At 70.2% G+C, this 19052-nt stretch carries 15 protein-coding genes; 14 read left to right on the top strand and 1 reads right to left on the bottom strand.

Annotation, left to right across the window (positions count from 1 at the left end):
- Positions 1–11 precede the first annotated feature (11 nt).
- The 13 genes from IPI43_01930 (at position 12) to IPI43_01870 (ending at position 16065) form a co-directional block, all read left to right on the top strand.
- Positions 12–1526, top strand: a complete 1515-nt coding sequence (locus tag IPI43_01930; protein ID MBK7772886.1) for a UDP-N-acetylmuramoyl-L-alanyl-D-glutamate--2,6-diaminopimelate ligase — start codon at positions 12–14, stop codon at positions 1524–1526.
- Positions 1526–2986 (top strand): UDP-N-acetylmuramoyl-tripeptide--D-alanyl-D-alanine ligase, encoded by a 1461-nt coding sequence (locus IPI43_01925; protein MBK7772885.1) that lies wholly within the window; start codon positions 1526–1528, stop codon positions 2984–2986. The genes IPI43_01930 and IPI43_01925 overlap by 1 nt, the downstream gene beginning before the upstream one ends.
- A complete protein-coding gene (locus IPI43_01920) occupies positions 2983–4113 on the top strand; it encodes a phospho-N-acetylmuramoyl-pentapeptide-transferase (protein ID MBK7772884.1) in 1131 nt (376 codons plus the stop codon). The genes IPI43_01925 and IPI43_01920 overlap by 4 nt, the downstream gene beginning before the upstream one ends.
- Positions 4114–4117: 4 nt before the next feature.
- Positions 4118–5524 carry a UDP-N-acetylmuramoyl-L-alanine--D-glutamate ligase gene (murD, locus tag IPI43_01915; GenBank protein MBK7772883.1) on the top strand — a complete coding sequence of 469 codons (1407 nt, stop codon included), beginning with the start codon at positions 4118–4120 and terminating at the stop codon, positions 5522–5524.
- On the top strand, positions 5521–7020 hold the full coding sequence (gene ftsW, locus IPI43_01910; GenBank protein ID MBK7772882.1) for a putative lipid II flippase FtsW: 1500 nt from the start codon (positions 5521–5523) through the stop codon (positions 7018–7020). The genes murD and ftsW overlap by 4 nt, the downstream gene beginning before the upstream one ends.
- Positions 7017–8342 carry an undecaprenyldiphospho-muramoylpentapeptide beta-N-acetylglucosaminyltransferase gene (gene murG / locus IPI43_01905; protein ID MBK7772881.1) on the top strand — a complete coding sequence of 442 codons (1326 nt, stop codon included), beginning with the start codon at positions 7017–7019 and terminating at the stop codon, positions 8340–8342. The genes ftsW and murG overlap by 4 nt, the downstream gene beginning before the upstream one ends.
- A 47-nt stretch (positions 8343–8389) precedes the next feature.
- Positions 8390–9769, top strand: coding sequence for a UDP-N-acetylmuramate--L-alanine ligase (locus tag IPI43_01900; protein MBK7772880.1), 1380 nt, complete (start codon positions 8390–8392; stop codon positions 9767–9769).
- A gap of 55 nt (positions 9770–9824) precedes the next feature.
- Positions 9825–10151: a hypothetical protein gene (locus tag IPI43_01895; protein MBK7772879.1), complete on the top strand. Its 327-nt coding sequence runs from the start codon at positions 9825–9827 to the stop codon at positions 10149–10151.
- A 251-nt stretch (positions 10152–10402) separates the two neighbouring features.
- Positions 10403–10882, top strand: a complete 480-nt coding sequence (locus tag IPI43_01890) for a hypothetical protein (protein ID MBK7772878.1) — start codon at positions 10403–10405, stop codon at positions 10880–10882.
- Positions 10883–11173: 291 nt separating this feature from the next.
- Positions 11174–12064 (top strand): FtsQ-type POTRA domain-containing protein, encoded by an 891-nt coding sequence (locus tag IPI43_01885; GenBank protein MBK7772877.1) that lies wholly within the window; start codon positions 11174–11176, stop codon positions 12062–12064.
- Positions 12065–12130: 66 nt separating this feature from the next.
- Positions 12131–13363, top strand: a complete 1233-nt coding sequence (gene ftsA, locus IPI43_01880) for a cell division protein FtsA (GenBank protein MBK7772876.1) — start codon at positions 12131–12133, stop codon at positions 13361–13363.
- Between the two features lie 129 nt (positions 13364–13492).
- On the top strand, positions 13493–14758 hold the full coding sequence (gene ftsZ, locus IPI43_01875) for a cell division protein FtsZ (protein ID MBK7772875.1): 1266 nt from the start codon (positions 13493–13495) through the stop codon (positions 14756–14758).
- A gap of 176 nt (positions 14759–14934) precedes the next feature.
- Positions 14935–16065: a beta-lactamase family protein gene (locus IPI43_01870; GenBank protein MBK7772874.1), complete on the top strand. Its 1131-nt coding sequence runs from the start codon at positions 14935–14937 to the stop codon at positions 16063–16065.
- 22 nt (positions 16066–16087) lie between these two features.
- Here IPI43_01870 and IPI43_01865 read toward each other — a convergent pair whose 3' ends face one another.
- Positions 16088–17101, bottom strand: a complete 1014-nt coding sequence (locus IPI43_01865; GenBank protein MBK7772873.1) for an HDIG domain-containing protein — start codon at positions 17099–17101, stop codon at positions 16088–16090.
- A 159-nt stretch (positions 17102–17260) separates the two neighbouring features.
- Here IPI43_01865 and IPI43_01860 point away from each other — a divergent pair, with 159 nt between their 5' ends.
- Positions 17261–18955 (top strand): DUF2254 domain-containing protein, encoded by a 1695-nt coding sequence (locus tag IPI43_01860; protein ID MBK7772872.1) that lies wholly within the window; start codon positions 17261–17263, stop codon positions 18953–18955.
- Positions 18956–19052: the final 97 nt, after the last annotated feature.

The raw sequence follows: 19052 nt of genomic DNA, 5'->3' as shown, positions 1-19052 counted from the left end.
GCCCTCGTGCGGTGCCGGTCACCCTGGCGGAGCTGGTGCGCTCGCGCGTGGCCGAGTCCCTACAGGGCGACGCTGCCGTGGCCGTGACGGGCGTGCAGCGCGACTCACGTCGTGTTTCGCACGGCGACCTGTTCGTGGCGCTGCCGGGCGAGCACGTGGACGGTGGCGAGTTCGCGCACGCGGCCGCGCGTGCAGGGGCTTGCGCGGTGCTGACCAGCGCGCCCATCGAGGGCCTCGCGCTCCCCCAGTTGCTCGCGTCCGACGTGCGTCGCGGCCTCGCGCTGGCGTCCCACCTGGTCTATGGCGAGCCCTCTTCCGCGCTCGAGGTGGTGGGCATCACCGGCACCAACGGCAAGACCACCACCAGCTACCTGCTCGAGGCCATCCTCATGGCGGCGGGCAAGCGCGTTGGCCTGATCGGGACTGTGGCGGTGCGCGGGCCGGGGTACACCACCACGTCGGGCTACACCACGCCAGAGGCCGACGACCTGGTGCGCTACCTGGCGCAGGCCGTGAGCGCGGGCGCGAGCCACCTCGTGATGGAGGTGTCCAGCCACGGGCTCGAGCTGCAGCGCGTGTTGGGCACGCGCTTCGCCGTGTGCGGCTTCACGAACCTCTCGCAGGACCACCTGGACTTCCACCCCAGCATGGAGGCCTACGGCGAGGCCAAGGCGCTGCTCTTCACGCAGTACGCGCCGCGCGCCAGCGTCATCTGCGTGGATGGTGCCTTCGGTGCCGCGCTGGCCGAGCGCGCCCAGGGTCACGTGCTGCGCTGCTCCGTGCGGACCGAGAGCGACGCGCCGCTGCGCGTGCTGGCCTGGTCGATGACGCGAGCCGGAATGCGCGCCACGCTGCACACGCCGGACGGCGAGCACACGCTCGACAGCCCCATGGTGGGCGCGCACAACCTCGAGAACCTGCTGGTGGCGCTGGGCTGTGCCGCCGCCGTGGGCGTGCCGTATGCCGACGCGGTGGCCGCCTGCGCCACGCTGGTGGGCGCGCCCGGTCGCCTCGAGCGCGTGCCGTGTGAGGAGGACGTGGCGGTGTTCGTGGACTACGCGCACACGCCCGACGCGCTCGAGCGCACCGTGCAGGCGCTGCGCGCGCTGAGCCCGCAGCGGCTGATCACCGTGTTCGGCTGCGGCGGCGACCGCGACCGCGGCAAGCGTCCGCTCATGGCGCAGGCCGCCTGCGTGGCGAGCGACCTGGTGGTGCTCACCAGCGACAACCCGCGCACCGAGGAGCCCGAGCGCATCCTCGACGACGTCGAGGCGGGCTTCGCCTCCACGGGCATCGCCAGCGTCTCGCCGGACCGGCTCTCGGACGCCACGCGCGCCTACACCCGTGTGGTGGACCGGCGCGAGGCCATCGCGCTGGCCATCCGTAGCGCGCAGCCCGGCGACACGGTGTTGATCGCCGGCAAGGGTCACGAGGACTACCAGATCTTCGGGACCACCAAGGTGCCCTTCGACGACCGCGTCGAGGCGGCCGCAGCGCTCGCCGCGCGAGCACGGAGGCAGGGCTGATGGCGACCGCGATCCCCGAGAACCAGGCGCGCTTCAGCCTCGATCAGGTGGCCACCCTCACGGGCGGACAGCTGCTGCCGGGCACCTCGGGAGCCGACGTGGCGGTCGGCGTGACCTTGGACTCGCGGCGGCTCACGCCGGGCCGCCTGTTCGTGGCGCTCGCGGGCGACCGGCACGACGCCCACGCCTTCTTGGGCGCGGCCGAGGCTGCCGGCGCGTTCGTGCTGGTGCGCAAGGGACACCCGGCGCTCAGCGAGCACCCGAGCCTGCGCGGCGTGGCCGTGGACGACACGCTGTTCGCGCTGGGTGAGCTCGCGCGCGCACACCGTGCGGCGTGGCCCGGGCGCGTGGTGGGCATCACCGGCAGCATGGGCAAGACCACCACCAAGCGGCTCATGGCGGCGGGCCTCGCGGGCGTGGGCACGCGCGTGTGGGCCACGCCGGGCAACCTGAACAACCGCGTGGGCGTGCCCATGACGCTGTTCGTGCTGGATGAGCGCTACGACCACGCGGTCATCGAGATGGGCACCAGCGAGCCGGGAGAGATCGCGCGCCTGGCGGCCATCGCCCAGCCCGACGTCGGCGTGGTCACGCACGTGGCCATCGCACACACCGCAGGGCTCGGCACGCTCGAAGACGTGGCCGTGGAGAAGGGCGCGCTCTTCGCCGCGCTCGCACCCCACCAGGTGGCCGTGGGATGTGGCGACGACGAGCACGTGGCGCGTCAGCTCGACCGCTCGCCAGCGCTCCGCAAGGTGCGCTACGGCCTCGGGCCGGGCAATTTGTGGCGCGCCCAGGTGGTCTCGCTCGACGCGAGCGGCACGCGCATCGCCCTCGAGCGCGCGCCCGACGAGCGTGATCCCGGCGCGCAGCTGGAGCTCCGGCTGCGCATGATCGGCGACGCCGCGGCCGAGAACATCGCCGCCGTGGCAGCCGTGCTGGAGGCCCTCGGCTTCGTGGCGCACCACAGCTTCCACGCGCTGGCCGCGGTGGAGCCCGAGCCCGGCCGCTTGGTGCCTCGCCCCCTGGCGGGCGAACGCCTGGTGCTGGACGACACCTACAACGCGAACCCCGCCAGCACGGCGATGGCCATCAAGACCGCGGCGCGCATCGCCAGCGAGGGCGGGCGTCCGCTGGTGGTCGTGCTGGGTGACATGCGCGAGCTGGGCCGCAGCAGCCTCGGCGAGCACCGCGCCGTGGGCAGCATGCTGGCTGGCCTGAAGGCGCGGCTACTCATCACCACCGGGCCCGAGATGCGGGCGGCGGCGAGGGCGGCGCGCGAGCGCGGGGTGCAGGTCCACGAGACCGGCAGCAGCGAGGCGGCTGCCCTGGCAGCGCTGGCGCTGGTCCGCGACCGGGACGTGGTGCTGGTGAAGGGCTCACGTTCCATGGCCATGGAGCGCGTGGTCGCGGCGCTCACTGGGCACGCAGACCGCGCCACCGATGGGGCACACCCATGATCTACTACTGGCTGTACCCGCTGCACACGCACCCGGAACTCTCGTTCCTGAACGTGCTGCGCTACGTCCCGTTCCGCGTGCTGTGCGCCACCATGACGGCCATGCTGCTGACCTTCGGGCTCTACCCGTGGTTCATCCGCCGCCTGCAGCGCAAGCAGATTGGGCAGGTGGTGCGGCGCGAGGGGCCCGAGTCGCACTTCAGCAAGGCCGGCACGCCCACCATGGGTGGCGCGCTCATGCTGCTGGCGCTGGTGACGGCCACGGTGCTCTGGGCGGACCCCGCCAACCCGCTCGTGTGGGTGGTGACGGCGGTGACCGCGGCCTACGGCGTGGTGGGCTATGTAGACGACGCCGCCAAGGTCCAGAAGAAGAGCACGGGCGGCCTCGCCGGTCGCTACAAGCTGCTGCTGCAGTTCGGCGTGGCGCTCGGGGTGTGCGGCTGGCTCTTCATGGGCGAGGCGGGTCTCCCCGCCGACTGGATCGAGGTGCGCCTGCGCCTCTCGGTGCCCTTCCTGGCGTTCGACAAGCACCCCATCGAGCTGCCCGCGTGGCTCTACGTGATCTTCGCGTCGTTCGTGATGGTGGGCACCAGCAACGCCGTGAACCTGACCGACGGCCTCGACGGCCTGGCCATCGGCCCGGTCATGGTCAACGCAGGGACCTACGCCATCCTCGCGTACCTCGCGGGCCTCATCTTCTTCGGCAACAACGTGGCCGCGTACCTGGACATCCCGTCGGTGGACGCGGCCAGCGAGCTGCCCATCTACTGCGCTTCGGTCATCGGGTGTGGCTTCGGCTTCCTCTGGTACAACACGTACCCCGCGCAGGTCTTCATGGGCGACGTGGGCTCGCTGGCGCTGGGCGGCGGTCTCGGCGCGCTGGCCGTCACCACCAAGAACGAGCTGCTCAGCATCCTGCTGGGCGGCATCTTCGTGGTGGAGGCCGTCAGCGTCATCATCCAGGTGGGCTACTTCAAGTTCTCGGGGGGCAAGCGCATCTTCCTGATGGCGCCCATCCACCACCACTTCGAGAAGAAGGGCTGGCCCGAGCCGCGGGTCATCGTCCGCTTCTGGATCATCTCCATCATGCTGGCCGTGGCGAGCCTCGCCACGCTGAAGCTGCGGTGAGCGAATGACGGCGCCCATCCACATCCGCGGAAAGCGCTTCCTGGTGGTCGGCCTCGGCACGAGCGGCCTCGCCGCGGCGCGTTTGCTGGTGGAGCAGGGCGCGCGCGTGTGTGTCAACGACCTGCGCTCCGAGGCGGAGCTGGGCGCGAGGGCTGCCGACGTCCGCGCGCTCGGTGCCGAGCTGGTCACGGGGGGACATCCGGTCGAGCTGTTCACCGCGGTGGACCACATCGTGGTGTCGCCGGGGGTGCCGCCGCTCGCGGCGCTGACCGAGGCCGAGCGCGCGGGGGTTCCCATCTCGAGCGAGATCGAGCTGGCCTCGTGGTTCGTGACGGGCCGCATCGTGGGCATCACCGGCACCAACGGCAAGAGCACGGTCACCACGCTCATCGGCCAGATGTGCGAGCGCGCGGGGCTGCCCACCTTCGTGGGCGGCAACCTGGGGCGGCCGCTGGTGGAGGTGGTGGGCACGCCCGCCGCTGGGCCAGAGGGCGTGGTGGTGGTGGAGCTGAGCAGCTTCCAGCTGGAGCGCGTGACGCACCTGCGCTGCCACGTGGCCCTGCTGCTCAACGTCACCGACGACCACCTGGACCGCTACACCGGCTTCGCGGACTACGTGGCCGCCAAGGCGCGCATCTTCGAGCGCCAGGGGGCCGCGGACTTCGCCATCCTGCCGGCGGGTGACGCGCTCTGCCGTGAGGCCTTCGAGGCCCAGCATACGCCGGCTGTCCCGCGCTTCTTCGGGCGGGCCGCCGCCGGCAGCGACCAGGGCGTGGGCGTGGTGGACGGCGTCATCGTGGACACCGTGAGCGGCCTCGCGCTGCCCACGGCCGAGCTCAAGATCCGCGGCGGGCACAACGTGGACAACGCCTGTGCGGCGGCGCTCGCGGCGCGCTCGTTGGGCATCGACGCGGCCGTCATCACGGCCGTGCTGCGTGAGTTCCCCGGGCTCTCGCACCGCATGCAGCACGTGGTCTCGTCTCTCGGCGTCACCTTCTACGACGACTCGAAGGCCACCAACGTGGGCGCGGCCGTGGCGGCGCTCGACGGGCTCTCGGAGCTCGACAGCACCGGCGGGCGCGTGGTGGTCATCGCGGGCGGGCGTGACAAGGGCGGCAGCTACGCGCCGCTGGTCGAAGCCATGCGCGTGCGGGGCCGTGCCGCCGTGCTGATTGGCGACGCCACGCCGCTCCTGCGCGCGGCGTTCGAGGGCGAGCCGCTGCCGCGCGCCGAGGCCACCAGTATGGACGCCGCGGTGAAGGCCGCCGCCGAGCTGGCGCAACCCGGTGACGTGGTGGTGCTCGCGCCCGCCTGCAGCAGCTTCGATTGGTACGGCGGCTACGCCGAGCGCGGCCGTGACTTCCAGCGCGCCGTCAAGCAGCTCGCCGAGAGCGGGGGAGGGCAGCCATGAGCGTGCTCGACCGCTTCCGCGCCCTTCGTGAAGCGCGCGCCGAGGAGGCCGCGGTCAGCGCGCCAACGCGTGCGCGCGAGTCCCGGCCGGATGGCACGGAGCCGCGCGTGGTCACCCGCAACGTCTCCATGCGCCCCGGGGCGCCGGACAGCGTCGCGGCCCCGGTCGCCACACCGAAGCAGGCTCCAGCGGGCCGCTTCCCGCGCGTGACCGGCACGGCCGACGTGGTCTTGGCCGCCACCATCATCGGGCTCGTCTTCTTCGGCGTGGTGATGGTCTACAGCGCCAGCGGCTCGCTCGCGACCAGCTTGTTCGACGACGGCTATCACTACCTCATCCGTCAGGCCATCTATGCCGTGGTGGGGCTCGGGATCATGGTGATCGTCGCGCGCGTGGACTACCACCGCTACCAGGCGGCGTACGTCACCTACCCCATCTTGATGGCGGCCTTCGCGCTGCTGGTGGTGGTGGCTCTCGGAGGCGGCCGCACCGTGGGCGGCGCGGCGCGCTGGATCGACCTCAAGGTGGTGCGCGTGCAGCCGGCCGAGATCGCCAAGCTGGCCATCATCTTCTACCTTTCGTACTCGCTCTCGAAGAAGCGCGACCAGCTGCGCGACTTCAAGATCGGCTTCCTGCCGCACATCCTGGTGGCGGGCGTGTTCATGCTGCTGTGCCAAATGCAGCCGGACTTCGGCAGCGCCGTCATGATCGGCGTGCTCACCGTGGTGCTGCTCTTCACGGCCGGCACCCGCGTCAACTACATTCTCGGCGCGGCGGCCATCGGCATCCCCCTGGCGTATGCGCTGATCACGAACTCCGAGTACCGCATGCGCCGCATCGAGGCGTTCGTGAACCCCTTCGCGGACCGCGCCGGCGTGGGCTACCAGATCGCCGAGTCGCTCATCAGCTTCGCGCAGGGAGGCATGTGGGGCGTGGGCATCGGCGACAGCCGTCAGAAGCACGCGTTCCTGCCCGAGGCCCACACCGACTTCATCAGCGCCATCGTGGGCGAAGAGCTGGGCCTGCTGGGCGTGAGCGTGCTGCTGCTGGCGTTCGTGCTGCTGGTCTATCGCGGGTTGCGCGCGGCCATGAACGCGGCGGACGACTACGGCACCTACCTGGCCACGGGCGTCACGCTCTTCGTGGGCCTGCAGGCGTTCACCAACCTCTCGGTGGCGCTAGGGCTCTTGCCCACCAAGGGCCTCACGCTGCCCTTCGTGTCGTACGGCGGCTCTTCGCTGTTGGTGAACTGCGCGGCCGTGGGGTTGTTGCTGAACGTGTCGCGTCCGCGCGACGTGAGCGCGATCACGGCGCAAGCGGACGACGAAGGCGCGCCGCGCAATCAGGTCAAAGACAAGGCACCGCGGAGGGGGGCGAAACCCGACGCGGTGACGAGCACGGACGAAACCCAAGGGCGCGGTCGACCCGTCAACGAGCGAGGCCCGCGAGCGCGGCCCGCCACGTTGAGCGGGCGGCCGAGAGGGAGCGCAGCATGAGTCGGAAGATCATCGTGGCGGGCGGCGGTACGGGCGGGCACCTGTTCCCGGGCATCGCGGTCATCGAAGAGCTGCGGCGGCGCGACAGCCATGTCGAGGTGCTCTTCGTGGGCACCGAGCGCGGCATCGAAGCGCGCGTGATCCCTGCGCGCGGAGAGCGCCTCGAGACCATGGAGGTGACGCCGCTCAAGGGGCAGAACCCCATCGCGCTGCTCAAGAGCGTGGCGCGACTGCCGGGCGCGCTCGGCCGCGCCACCACGCTGGTGCGCGACTTCGCGCCGGACCTCGTGCTGGGGGTGGGCGGCTATGCCTCGGGGCCGCTGCTGCTGGCCGCGTCGCGCTTGGGTGTGCCCACCGCACTGCTGGAGCAGAACGCGCACGTGGGCCTCACCAACCGGTTGCTGGCAGGCCGCGTGGGCCGCGCCTACGTGACCTTCGACGAGACCGTCGAGCGCTTTGGCACGGAGCGAGCGCGGCTGGTGGGCAACCCCGTACGGCGCGACTTCGTGAGCGCGGCGCAGCGGGCCGTGACCGACCCGATCGGCTTCGAGGCGCGGGCCACCGACATCCTGGTGCTGGGCGGCTCGCAGGGTGCGCGTGCGCTCAACCAGACCATCCCCGAGGCGCTCGCCAAGGCGGGCCTGCGCGACGCCAAGGTGCGCGTGGTGCACCAGACCGGCGCCGCCATGCGCGACGAGGTGGAGGCGCGCTACCGCGAGCTGGGTGTGGACGCCGAGGTGAAGAGCTTCATCGACGACATGGCGCGCGCCTACGCGAACGCCACGCTCATCATCGGCCGCGCAGGGGCCACCACCCTCGCCGAGATTTGCGCCGTGGGGCGCCCCTCCGTGCTCATCCCGTTCCCCTTCGCCGCCGACGACCACCAAGGCAAGAACGCCGAGGCGCTCGAGGCTGCCGGCGCCGCTATCTGTATCCGCGAAGAGGCCCTCACCGCCGACGGCCTCGCCGCCACCGTGCGCCAGCTGCTGGGGGACGCTGCCCTGCGCCGCCGCATGTCCGATGCGGCGCGTGGCCGTGGGCGCCCCGACGCGGCCGCCGCCATCGTGGACGACGTGTGCGACTGGCTGGGCTGGGACGACGTGCGTGGCGGCGGCGGGAGCGAGCCCCTCGAGGCCAGCGAGACCGAGCCGGCCACCGACGACGCGCCGCCGGACGCTGGCGAGGACACCGAGCTTGCTCCAAAGTCCCTGCGCGGGGTGCGCCCCTACATCCCGCGCGTGCGGGACGTCCGCGCGTGCCTCTCGGCTCCTTCCCCCGCGCTGCGCCGTCGCGTCACCGTGGGCGACGCCAGCTGGGAGTGAGGGCCTGAGACCCGGGGCCGCGCGCGGCCCGAAGAGAGCAAGGCAGCATGTTTCGCGGAAAGATTCGGTCCATCCACTTCATCGGCATCGGCGGCGTCGGCATGAGCGGCATCGCCGAGGTGCTCCTGGACTACGGCTTCGAGGTCACCGGCTCCGATCTGCGCATGAATGACTACGCGTCGCGCTTGGTGGACAAGGGCGCCAAGGTGGCCCTCGGTCACGCGGCCGAGAACGTGGCCAGCGCGGACGTGGTGGTCTTCTCGTCGGCGGTCTCGCCCAAGAACCCCGAGATCGTGGAGGCGCGGCTGCGCGGCGTGCCCGTCATCCCGCGCGCCGAGATGCTGGGCGAGTTGATGCGCCTCAAGGACGGCATCGCCATCGCCGGCTCGCACGGCAAGACCACCACCACGTCGCTGGTGGCCACCGTGCTGCGTGACGCGGGCTTGGACCCCACCGTGGTCATCGGCGGCAAGCTCAACGCGCTCGGCAGCGGCGCGGCCAGCGGCGCGGGCGACCTCTTGGTGGCCGAGGCCGACGAGTCCGACGGGTCGTTCCTGCACCTCACGCCGGGCATCGCGGTCATCACCAACATCGATCCCGAGCACCTCGACCACTACGGCACGCTCGAGGCCGTGAAGGAAGCGTTCATCGGCTTCGCCAACCGCGTGCCCTTCTATGGCCTGGTGGTGGCCTGCCTCGATCACCCCAACGTGCAGGACATCCTGCCGTCCATCGACAAGCGCATCGTGACCTACGGGCTCGCCGCGCAGGCCGACTACCGTGCGCGCAATCCCAAGTTCTCCGGGCTGGCCATGACCTTCTCGGTCTTCCGCCGCGGTGAGGCGCTGGGCGACTTCGAGGTGCGCATGCCCGGCATCCACAACGTGCTCAACGCGCTGGCCACCATCGCGGTGGCCGACGAGCTGGGCGTGCCGCACGACAAGCTGCGCGAGGCCCTGCGCACGTTCGGCGGCGTGCAGCGGCGCTTCACCATCGTGGGCGAACACGAGGGCGTCACCATCGTGGACGACTACGGGCACCACCCCGCCGAGGTGCAGGTCACCCTGGACGCCGCGCAGCGCGCTTACGGCCGCCGCCTGGTCGTGGCCTTCCAGCCACACCGCTACACGCGCACCCGCGACTGCTTCCTGGACCTCACGCGCTGCTTCAACCGCGCCGACGTGCTGTTCCTCACCGATGTTTACGCGGCCGGCGAAGAGCCTATCCGTGGCGCCGACTCGGCTGCGCTGGTGGACGCCATTCGCGCGCACGGTCATCGCGACGTCACGCTGATCAACGACCGCAAGGACTTGGTGGCGGCGATGCGTGCGCGCATCCGGCCGGGTGACGTGGTGCTCACGCTCGGCGCCGGCGACATCACCAAGACGGGCCGCGAGCTGCTGGCCGACATGACCACCGCTCCGTAGGTCCACGTCGAGATCTTGGTGGGCACGGCACCTGCGGGCTCGCTACACTCGGAGCGTGTGGCGTCGCACGATCAGGGGTCTCGTCCATGGAGCGGTAGCGGCAACGCTGGTCTCTTGCGGCGGCGCGGGCGACTACGGCGACAGCGAGTACGGCGACGCTGCGGGTGGGCTCGCCATTGGGGTGGCAGCGACGGCGGTGAACCGCAGCATCACCGGAGACTGCTGGGGACGCTGCTCGCCCGGCTTCTCCTGCAACCGCGAGAACGGGCTGTGCGAGCCGGGCGACTGCGACCCGCCATGCCCGGCGGGAATGTCGTGCACGCTCACCCCCACCGGGACCGAGTGCCGCGGCGACCCCGCGCCGGTGGTCAACCCTTTCTGACGCGGGCCCGAGTGTCGCCCGTGGTAACGTCTCCGCGACTGCTGCGAGGCGCCGCGGCACAGGAGGTCGACCGTGTGTCGAGACTGGCAAGGCTGCGCGGCGGCGCCAGGAGCGACGCAGCGTTCGACCTGGGCCGTCTTCGCGGCGCTCGCGCTCGTCGCCGTCGCGCGCGGGTGGGCACGAGCGGTGGCTCCTGGTATCCTGAGGACGCAAGCGTCGGGGCCGCCCGACCGAGAGGGAGACTGCTCGTCATGACCTACCGACCGCTCGTTCAAGTGCTGCTTCTCACGGTCATCCTGCTGGCCTCTAGTACCGGCGTCGCCAGCTCCTGCGCCCCGACGCGGTGGATCTACGACGCTACCGAGCTTCCGTCCTGCGTCACGTTGATGACCTCGGGCGTCCACGACTTCGAGGTCTACAACGACTGCCCAGACAGCCTGACCCTGTCCGTCAGCGGCTGCCCCACGTGCACGGTGCCAGAGACGATCCCGCCCGAAGACGTGGGCACGCTCGGCTTTGGCGGCCCGCCTGACCCGGAAGGCTCCACCATCGACGTCGACTGGGACACGGGAGACACGTCCGGCAGCGCAGCCTTCACGTTCCCCATCAATCGATGCCCGCAAGGGGACGGCTGCACAGTGGCTCCTGGCACCGCCAGTGGCGCACCCTGGGCGTTCGCCCTGCTGCTGGCCCTGGGCTGTCTGTGGCGCTCCCGCCGAGCGCGGCGCTAGCTCGCGTGGCAGAGGTCCAACCCGCCTCCAGCACCCCTTTCTTGACCACGGCGCACCCCGCACGCGAGAAGACCCAAGGGCGCCCGGCACGGTGGCTGCGCGTCCCAGAGCACGCTTCGAATGGTTGCGACAAACAGACGTCGGCAGGGTCAGGCCGAGCCCGAGAGCGGCAGCGCACGCCCACGCGGCGGCGCACGTACGTCGGCGCCCAGTGTCCAGCCCGGACCCCTGAGCACACCGCCGCCACGTACGTCCACGCCGCCCCCGCGCAACCAGCGCACGCGTGAACCGGTGGTCCCCGAGAAGGCTGCTCCGCCACCTGTTCCGCGTGTCTCGAACGCCAACCGGATGGTGGCGCTTCGCGCGAGTATCCGCGGCTTCGGCGACCGTGTCTGGCAGCGCACGCGCGGCCCGCTTCGCATCCTCGCCAAGCTCGTGGTGCTGGTGGCCTGCGTCATCGGCACCATCGCCGTGGGGCGCCTGATCGAGCGGCACGTGCGCACGTCGCCTGCGTTTGCCATCCGTACCATCACGTTCGCGGGCCACGAGCAGCTCGAAGAGACGGAGCTGCTCGAGGCCAGTGGCCTCAGCGTGGGCCAGAACGTCTTCGAGCTGGGTCCGGAGGACGTGCGCGAGCGCCTCTCGCGGCACCCGTGGATCGCCACCGTGGAGGTGCAGCGTCGCCTCCCCGGCACCTTCACCATCGACGTGCGCGAGCGGCGCGCCGTGGCCATCTTGGCGCTCGACCAGCTCTACCTGGTGGGCGAAGACGGCACCGTCTTCAAGCAGCTGGGCGCCGAGGACCTGGTGGACCTGCCCGTCATCGTGGGCATCCCGCGCGACCGCTTCGTGCGTGACCGTGCCTACCGCGCCAGCATCCTGCTCGAGATCGTGGCCGTCATGCACGACTACCGCGGGGTGGGGCTCTGGCGTCGCGAGCCCATCGCCGAGGTCCACGTGGAGGCCGACGACTCGCTGAGCCTCTACGTGGGCGCCGACACCACCTATGTTCGGCTCGGTCGCGGGCCCTTCCGTGACAGGCTGCAGAAGCTGCGCCGCGTGTTCGACGCGCTGGACGCTCGCGAGACCCGCGCGGCCTATATCTACGCCGACAACGTGCGCCGACCCGACCGCGTGACCGTGCGCTTGCGTGAAGAACGCGAGCTCGTCGCGGCCCACTGACGCGGGCGCGAATTATTTCGCTGCAACTTTTTTGGCAGCGTTCTCGCACTCATGTATCGGTCACTCATGGGCGCGAGCGAAATCATTGCAGGGCTTGATCTAGGGACGACGAAGGTCACCGTGATCGTCGCCGAACTCACCGACGATGGCCTCGACGTCATCGGCATCGGGTCGGTCCCGGCGAAGGGCCTCAAGAAGGGCGTGGTCGTCAACATCGAGTCCACGGTCCAGGCCATTCGTGCCGCCGTGGAGCAGGCCGAGGCGATGGCGGGCGTGGAGATCAACACGGTCTTCGCCGGCATCGCGGGCAGCCACGTGAGCGGCATGAACCAAGAGGGTGTCGCCGCCATCGCCAGCCGCGAGGTGTCGCAAGACGACGTGGACCGCGTGCTCATCCAGGCCAAGGCCGTGCCCCTCCCGGGTGACCGCGAGGTCATCCACGTGCTCCCGCAGGAGTACATCGTGGACGCGCAGGACGGCATCAAGGAGCCCGTGGGCATGGCGGGGGTGCGCCTCGAGGCGCGCGTCCACATGGTCACCGCCGCCAGCAGCTGCGTGGCCAACATCGTGAAGTGCGCGGAGCGCTGCGGCCTGCACGTGGCCGAGGTGGTCTTGCAGCCGCTCGCCAGCGCCCACGCGGTGCTCAGCGACGACGAGAAGGAGATCGGCGCCGTGCTGATCGACATCGGCGGCGGCACCAGCGACATCATCGTCTACGTGGACGGCGCGGTGGTGCACACCAGCTCCATCCCGATCGGCGGCATCAACCTCACCAACGACGTGGCGACCGGCTTGCGGACGCCCATGGCCGAGGCCGAGCGCATCAAGATCAAGTACGGCTGCGCCGCCACCTTCATGATCGACGAGGACGAGATCATCGAGGTCCCCTCGGTGGGTGGCCGCGCTCCCCGCACGCTCTCGCGTCGCGCGCTGTGTGACATCATCGAGCCGCGCGTGGAAGAGATCTTCGTGGCGTGTCGGCACGTGATCGCCGAGACCGGCTACGCGGACATGCTGGCCTCGGGCGCCATCATCACCGGCGGCACCACGCTGCTGGATGGCATGCCCGAGCTGGCCGAGCAGGTTCTGGGGCTCCCCGTCCGACGGGCGGCACCGATTGGCATCGGGGGCTTGATCGATGTGGTCAAGAGCCCCGCGTATTCGACGGGGGTGGGCCTCGTGAAGTACGGCATGACGCGGATGCAGTCTCTCCCCGTGCAAGAGGAAGAGATCGTCCACGTGCAGCAGGGCACCGGCCTCGGCGGGCGCATCAGCGCCTGGTTCCGAGAGGTCTTCTGAACAGCTGACGGGCGCGAGCAGTGCTCGCGTCTCTCGAGAACGAACGACGGAACAGTACGGTGATCTCGGGTGGGCGAACCCGGGACATCGAAATAGGCGGAGCCGGCGACCAGCGCCGGGAGGAAATCAATGGCTATCTCGATTGAGTTTGCAGACGACGCGGCTCTTCACGCGCGGATCAAAGTGGTGGGTGTTGGTGGGAGCGGCGGCAACGCCCTCAACACGATGATCGCGAGCGGCCTCGAAGGCGTCGAGTTCATCGCGGCCAACACGGATGCACAGGCGCTCGAGAGCAACCTGGCGCCCATCAAGATCCAGCTCGGGCCGCAGCTCACCAAGGGCCTCGGCGCGGGCGGCAACCCCGAGATCGGCCGCAAGTCGGCGCTCGAGGACGTGCAGCGCTTGGCCGAGGTGCTGGCCGGCGCCGACATGGTCTTCGTGACGGCCGGCATGGGCGGCGGCACCGGCACCGGCGCGGCTCCCATCGTGGCGCAGATCGCTCGCGATGCGGGTGCGCTCACGGTGGGCGTGGTGACCAAGCCCTTCTCCTTCGAGGGCAACCGCCGCGGCAAGAACGCGATCTACGGCATTCGTGAGCTGGTCGACTCGGTCGACAGCATCATCACCATCCCGAACGAGAAGCTGCTGCTGCTCGGCGACGACGACCTGTCGATGTTGGACGCGTTTCAGCGCGCCGACGACGTGCTCCTCCAGGCCGTCCAGGGCATCAGCGACCTGATCATCAACCACGGCATGATCAACGTGGACTTCGCCGACGTGAAGACCATCATGAGCTACACGGGCCGGGCGCTCATGGGCACCGGCTACGCCAAGGGCGAGCACCGCGCGCTCAACGCAGCCCAGTACGCCATCAACTCGCCGCTGCTCGACGACATCACCATCGACGGCGCGAAGGGCATCCTGCTCAGCTTCACGGCGGGTCCGGACATCAAGCTCCGCGAAATCAACGAGGCCGCTTCTCTGGTGCAGTCCGCTGCCCACGAGGACGTGGAGATCATCTTCGGCGTGGTCACCGACCCGGACATGAACGACACCGTGAAGGTGACCGTCATCGCCACCGGCTTCGAAGACGAAGTGCGCGCGGCGGCCGAGGCTCACGGCGCACAGTCCACGCTCCAGCAGCAGCTGACGCAGACCGGTCGCTACAGCATGCCGGCGGCTCGCGGCACGCGGCCCAGCGCGCCCGCCTTCCGTGACGCCATCGGCAGCAGCCGCCCGTCGCGTCGCCCCAACGAGGTGGCGCGCCAGGCTTCGGTGCCGCCCGCGCCGCCCGTCCCCACGCGCGCGTTCGGGGCCAGCGCCCTGCACGACGAGGCCGTGCTGGACATCCCGGCCTACATGCGCCGCAGCACGCCGGCTGCCACGCGCGACTGATCCCTCCGCCCCCGTTCGTTCCGACTTCGAGCCCGCTCCGGCGGGCTCGCGTCGTTCCGTCGAACGGCACACGAACGTGGACGTGGACGTGGACGTGGTCGTTGACGGCGACGGCGACGGCGACGACTTCCCGGCGCTCCGCGCAACGAGAGCCATCCTGAGATACCCTCTCACCAATGGTCACGACCTCAGCGTCCACGCGTCTCGCCATCCTGATCTCGCTGACGAGCGTGTGGCTCCCCGCTTGCGCCAGCGACGGCGACCCCTGCGACGCGCAGTACGAGACTCCGGCCACGTTCGACCCCGCGCTCGCGGCCGAGCTGCAAGCGGTGCTGGACGCGAACCTGGCGGCCTCGAGCGCGCCCGGCGCCACGCTCACGGTGCACGTGCCGGGGCAGGGCACGTTCGCCGGAGCGGCGGGTATGCGCGACATCGCCGGCGGCCTGCCAGTGCTCCCACGCACGCGCTTCAGGGTGGGCAGCATCACCAAGGCGTTCGCGGCGGCGGCGCTGCTGCGCTTCGTGGAGCAAGGCGACTTGGAACTCGGCGACTCGCCCGGCGCGTTGCTGCCAGACCTCGGGCTAGACCCGACCATCACGTTCCAGCAGGTGCTGTCGCACACCGCAGGTCTCTTCAACTTCACGGACGACCGCGGCTTCCTGGCCTTGAGTCGTGAGGCTTGGGAGCCGGAGGAGATCGTGGACTGGTCGCTCATGCACGGGCCGGTGGGCGCCCCAGGAGAGCGCTACCTCTACTCCAACACGGGCTTCTACGTGGTGGGCTTGGCGCTCGAAGAGCTGAGTGGCCAGCCCTTTCACGAGCACGTCCGGGACGTGGTGCTCGACCCGCTCGCGCTGAGCGACACCTCCGAGGAGCAGCACGAGGGCCGTGACTGCGGCATGAGCGAGGGCTACGTCGTCACCGGGGCTGCGGCCACCGACGACATCGACATGAGCTGGACCTGGGCGGCGGGCGGCTTGGTCAGCACGGGTGTGGACCTGTGCCGCTGGGCGGAGGCGCTCTACCGCGGCGACTTCCTGAGCCCCGCGTCACGCGCCGCGCTGCTCGAGTGGACGCCACAGTCCATCGACGCGTCGGACCCGTATGGCTTGGCCACCCAGCGCGCCACGCGCGGAGGCCACCAGGTGGTGGGCCACACGGGCAGCACCATGGGCTTCAAGGGCGAGCTGTTCATCGACCTCGAGACCGGCGTGTGCGTGGCCGTCTTGCTGAACGACTTCGTCTCGACTCCGAGCGCGATTTCCCAGCCCGCGTGGACGGCCGTCTTCGACGCGCTCGCGCCCTGACCCGAGCGCGGCGCTCGGGCGGTCAGCCCTCGCTGCCGAGCTCGAAGCGCGCCGCGTTGGCCCGCACGTACTCCACGTAGTAGTCGATGTCCTGACGCGCTTCGATGAGCCCGTTCTCGACGTCTACCTCGAGGGCGCGCACCAGGTCACCCAGGCGCCGGCTGGGCGGCACCCCCAGGTCCGAGATGAGGCGCGTGCCGAGGCCCTTGGGCAGCGGCGGCAGCTTGCCGTCCTCGTCGCGGATGCCCTCGATGCGCTTCTTCAGCAGGCTGATCTGGCGCACGCCGCGGCGGCGACGCTCCGCCCGCTTGGTGGTGATGTCCGCGCGTCCGAGGTCCAAGAGGTCGGTCAGCCCGCCGTCCATTTGCTTGTAGAAGCGGCGCACGGCGGCGTCGGTCCAGGACTCTTTGTACTGACCCGGGCGCAGGTGGTGGAGGATCAAGAAGTGCACGCGGTCGCGCAGCTCGCCCTCGAAGCCCAGCCGGTCGGCCACCTTGCGCTCGAACATGCGCGCGCCCACCTCGCTGTGGCCGTAGAACGTGACGCCGCCGCTCTCGTCGATGCGGCGCGTGCGAAGCTTGCCGATGTCGTGCAGGAGCGCGCCCCAGCGCACCTCGAGGCGGGGCACGGACTGCTTCACCACCTGCTTGGTGTGCAGCCACACGTCCTTGTGCTTCCACTCGCCGTCGCCGAAGCCGACCATGGCCGAGATCTCCGGCAGGATGGCGTCCAGCGCACCGATGGCGAGCAGCGCGTCGAGCCCCACGTCCGGCCGCTTGGACAGCAGGATGGCGTCGAAGCTGGCCCGCAGCGTGGCCAGCGGCAGAGAACGGAAGGCCTCGGGCGGGAGCTTCGCAGGAGCCACACCCTCGGGCACGGCGCTCGGCTCGGGGACATCGCTGTCGTCGTCCATAGCCGCGTCGTCGTCATCGGCGGCGCCTTCCACGACGGGCGCGTGAGGCTCTCCGGTCACGCACGTGGACTCGGCCCAGCGCAGCGCGGTGACAGCACGGTCGCGCGTGTCGTCGGGGTCCATCGAGGGTTCGGTCGCCTGGGGGGTCACGGGCACGGGTCGCTCGCAGAAGAGGGCCGGTGAACATAGAGCCTGTGCCCTTCGGTGCAAGCCCCCGCCCTCGGGTGCGCGCGTGCGAAGGGTGCACAGCGCCGCGGGCAGGAGGTGTATCCTCCCGGGTCCATGGGCACTCCCAACGACCAGAATTGGACGCGCATCTGGCTGCTCCCCCTGAGCATCCTGATGGGCGCGGGTCTCTCCGTCTTCGTCCTCTCCTACTGGCTGGACGCGGGGAACGTGAGCACGCTCTGGGACCGGCTGCTCCATCCGAACCCCACGGCTGGACAAGATGCGCTGGGCGGCGCGGCCGAGGTCATCTCGGCGGTGCTCGGCATCGCCATCACGGTCGTCGCCATCGTGGTGGAGCTCGCGGCCAACCGCTACACGCACCGCATCACGGAGCTGTTCGTCAGCGAGCCCATCAACTTCCTGGTCACCGGCTTCTTCGTCATCTCGGCGCTGCAGGCGGTGTTCGTGGGCCTCACGTTCGAGACGCTGCCCGGCGGAGAGCTCGGCTTCGTGCCCAGTTGGGGCATCGTCGTTTCCATGAGCATGCTGGCCCTCTGCCTGCTCTTGCTGCTGCCGTACTTCGCGTTCGTGTTCGCGTTCCTGAGCCCCATCGCCATCGTCCACCGCATCCAGCGGCACACGCTCAAGGTCATCGGCTCGTCGGCGCGTCGCAGCGTGGCGGACCGGCAGGCCGAGGCCGTGCGTGGCGTGGAACAGCTGGCCGACGTGGGCCTGAACGCCATGGAGCACAAGGACAAGGGCGTCTCCATGGCCTCGGTGGACGCGCTCCAGGCCATGGTGCTGGATTACCAGGCGCTGCGTCCGGCCCTGGGCGACCAGTGGTTCGCGGTGGACGGCGAGCTGGCGCACAACCCCGACTTCGTCTCCATGTCGCCGGGCGTCCTGGACGCGGTCACTGCGCGGCGCATCTGGTTCGAGATGAAGATCCTGCGCAAGTACCAGACGCTCTACAACGAAGCGCTGAACAAGATGCGCGACATCAACTACCTGATCGCCATCAACACGCGCCACATCGCGGAGTCGGCGCTGCACGCGCACAACAAAGAGCTGTTCGACGTGGTGGTGAAGTTCTTCAACACGTACCTGCGCGCCACGGTGAACGCGCGCGACGTGCGCACCGCCTACAACGTGCTCAACCAGTACCGCCTGCTGGCCGAGAACGCGCTGCTCTACGAGAACGGTGAGCGGGCCATCGAGGTGGCACGCTACTTCAAGTACTACGGGCAGGTGTCGTTCAGCGCCAAGCTGCCGTTCATCCTCGAGACCGTGGCCTACGACCTGTGCGCGCTGAACGAGATGGCCTTCGACGTGAAGAGCCCGGCCACGGACGCGCTGCTCAAGCTGTTCCTCGAGGTGGACAAGGAGAGCGAGAGCGACGTGCAGGAGGCCAGCCTGCGCGGCGTGCGCAAGGCGCAGGTGAAGCTGGCCACGTACTACCTGCTGAAGAAGGACGAGGCGCGCGCGCGCGAGGTGTTCCGCGACATGCGCAACGAGCGGCACGAGCGCCTGGCGTCCATCCGGGACGAACTCTCCGGCGTGGAGTCCAGCGAGTTCTGGGAGATCAGCGACCGCGGCGTGAATTTCGATTACCTCGAGCCCGCGCGGAAGCGAGAGCTGCACGTGTTCTTCGGCTGGTTCCCCGACCTGCGGCCCGCGCGGGCGTCCGTGCTCGCCGAGCAGCTGCTCCCGGCCGCCGTGCAGGAGAGCATGAACTCCCGTGAGCAGACCCTGGCGGGGCCGGGGGCGGGGCAGGATCCGGGGCGGCGGGTGCCTCACGCGGACGACTGAGCGTCGCGGCTATCCGAGCCCCTTCTTCGCGTTGACGTTGACGTACATTGACGTGTTCGTTGACGTTGTCGTCAACGTGAGCTTTGACGGCGACGGC

This window comes from Sandaracinaceae bacterium (genome assembly GCA_016706685.1).
Taxonomy (GTDB): Bacteria; Myxococcota_A; Polyangia; order Polyangiales; family Houyiibacteriaceae; genus JADJJE01.
This window is presented reverse-complemented; position numbering and strand designations above follow the sequence as displayed.